General features: G+C 43.8%; 1 protein-coding gene and 2 tRNA genes. All 3 read right to left on the reverse strand.

Going from position 1 to position 2,288, the window contains the following annotated elements; all coding sequences use genetic code 11:
- Nucleotide 1: 1 nt before the first annotated feature.
- Nucleotides 2–77, reverse strand: a tRNA-Phe gene (locus R8O70_RS24740).
- Nucleotides 78–310: 233 nt separating this feature from the next.
- Nucleotides 311–1,936, reverse strand: coding sequence for a methyl-accepting chemotaxis protein (locus R8O70_RS24745; RefSeq protein ID WP_154205019.1), 1,626 nt, complete (start codon nt 1,934–1,936; stop codon nt 311–313).
- 275 nt (nt 1,937–2,211) lie between these two features.
- A tRNA-Asn gene (locus R8O70_RS24750) sits at nt 2,212–2,287 on the reverse strand.
- Between the last annotated feature and the right edge of the window lies 1 nt (nt 2,288).

Consider the following 2,288-nt stretch of genomic DNA (forward strand, 5'->3'; position numbering starts at 1 on the left):
GTGGTGCCCGGAGGCGGAATCGAACCACCGACACGAGGATTTTCAATCCTCTGCTCTACCGACTGAGCTATCCGGGCGACGAGGTGTATTAAAAGGCTTTTCGGCTTTCAGGTCAACAATAAAATTAAAATAAAATATCGTTTGATGAATTTGTGCTCGGAGTGGGCTGTTTTTATGCGTTTTAAGCAGCAATGCGCCATGCTTTAAGCGATGTTTTAACATTGATAGTGTGTTCACTTGCAAAATAAAGGCGATAAAAACAAAAAAGCACGTCTGAAAACGTGCTTTTTATTGAACAATTGACTTTAAACTAGTGCTTTACTGAGAACTTGTTTACCCAACCTTCTAGCTCATTCGCTAGTGAAGCTAAACTTTGAGTACTTGATTGACTCTCGGTTACGACAGAGTTTAGTTGTCCTCCGCTTTCATCGATAAGGTTTATGCGTAGCGCAATATCATCGCTAACCTGCGTCTGCTCAGCGGCAGCAGTAGCGATCTGCTGGCTCATTGTGGTGATAGATTCTAACGCCGTTACAATTTGCTGTAGAGCTTCAGAGGCATTCTTAGACTCTGTAACAGTGCTTTCACTGGTTTCTGCACATATTTCCATTGTGTGAATGGCATTGCGCGAGCCTTCTTGCAGATTGGAGATCATATACTGAATCTCTTTTGTGCTGTCTTGTGTGCGTCCTGCTAGGTTGCGTACCTCATCAGCAACGACTGCGAAGCCTCGGCCTTGCTCTCCAGCACGTGCTGCTTCAATGGCTGCATTGAGTGCCAATAGGTTTGTTTGCTCTGCAATATCACCAATCACATCGAGCACTTTTACAATATTATTTACATCCTGATCTAGATCGGCGACCGCTTTACTCGCAGTATTTAATTGAGAAGCTAAACCTTGAATGTTTTCAACCGTGTTGTGAATGAGTTTCTGAGTATGTTGGCTTTGTTTGTCTGCCTCGTCCGTATTGTTTGCGGTGTCGCTTGCTGAATTGGCAACATGGTTGGCTGAAGATGCCATTTCAGTCATCGCAGTGGCAATCATAGCCGTTGATTGCTGCTGAGATACGGTAAGATCGGCAATCGTATTTGATCGAGCCTCTACGGCAAACAACTCTGCGCGCAGTGCATGCATAGACTTCTCTAGGTTTGTCACCATGGTAGCTAGTGATTGACTCATATCTTGCACGGCACGATAGATACTTCCTCTCGGTGCCACAGTATCAAAACTGGTCTGAATGTCTCCTTGAGCGACAGCTTGAACTGCTTTACGCACGTCGTTAGGCTCTCCACCAAGTAGATTAAGCATTTTGCGAATCGAAATGATCAGGCCACTTAGAATACTTCCCGCGATAATCAGACACAGCACAAGCTGCCATTGTGCTGTCGACCAAAAACGTGCGTTAACTTCATTAAAGCCAATACCTGTACCGACAACCCAGCCCCAGTGTGGTGTTTTTTCTGCTATCGAGTGTTTTTCTTCAATGCTGCCATCTGCTTGTTTTTGGCTCCAGGTATATTCAACGATCTGACCTGTTTTGTGCCCCAATACATCTAGAATGAGTTGGCCTACGCTATTACCACTGCCATCTCTAAAGTCATGGAAGCTGGTTCCGTGTAGTTGAGGGTCTAGTGGTGCGGCGATGAACATCATATTTTCATCTGCGACATAAACGTATTCGTTGTCTTTGTAGATATTGTTACGAAGTAGGCGAGTGGCTAATGCTTTCGCTTCGTCTTCCGGCATTTTGCCTTCGATAGCCATCTTTTCTACTTCGGTAAGTATGCTGTACGCACTTTTAAATAGCTCAGTAACTCGAGCTTTGTTATCAAGGTTACTTGCGACGCGAAGTGTCCATAAGCCCGTTGCGGTCAGAGCTAGGAGAGCTAGCAATATGATCGCAGATAATAAATAGGCTTGAGTTTTTAGTTTCATATTTAGCTCACAAATAAAGTGTTATCACTATGCAAGGCATAGCTAAAAGAAGAAATGTAATAACTCGGGCATCTTAGTGAAGATAAATATGCTCGGATACTAATGCGTATTGAAATTACGATGAGGATTAAATTTTTAGCGTGAAATAAGTGTTTTTGAAGAAAGGATTTAATGTTCGCTGATGTTTAGAAATGAAGTGCAGATAAATGGGAAAGTGAGAAATGACGTATAAAGCAGATACAAAAAAGCCGCATCAAGTGATGCGGCTTTAAAAGTGGCTCCTCCTGCTGGGCTCGAACCAGCGACCTGCGGATTAACAGTCCGTCGCTCTACCAACTGAGCTAAGGAGGAA

This window comes from Vibrio sp. 779(2023) (assembly GCF_033344285.1).
GTDB classification, from domain to species: domain Bacteria; phylum Pseudomonadota; class Gammaproteobacteria; order Enterobacterales; family Vibrionaceae; genus Vibrio; species Vibrio alginolyticus.

Excerpts from the sequence above, each read along its gene's own strand:
- R8O70_RS24745 (WP_154205019.1), bottom strand. The coding sequence starts at position 1,936 with ATGAAACTAAAAACTCAAGCCTATTTATTATCTGCGATCATATTGCTA.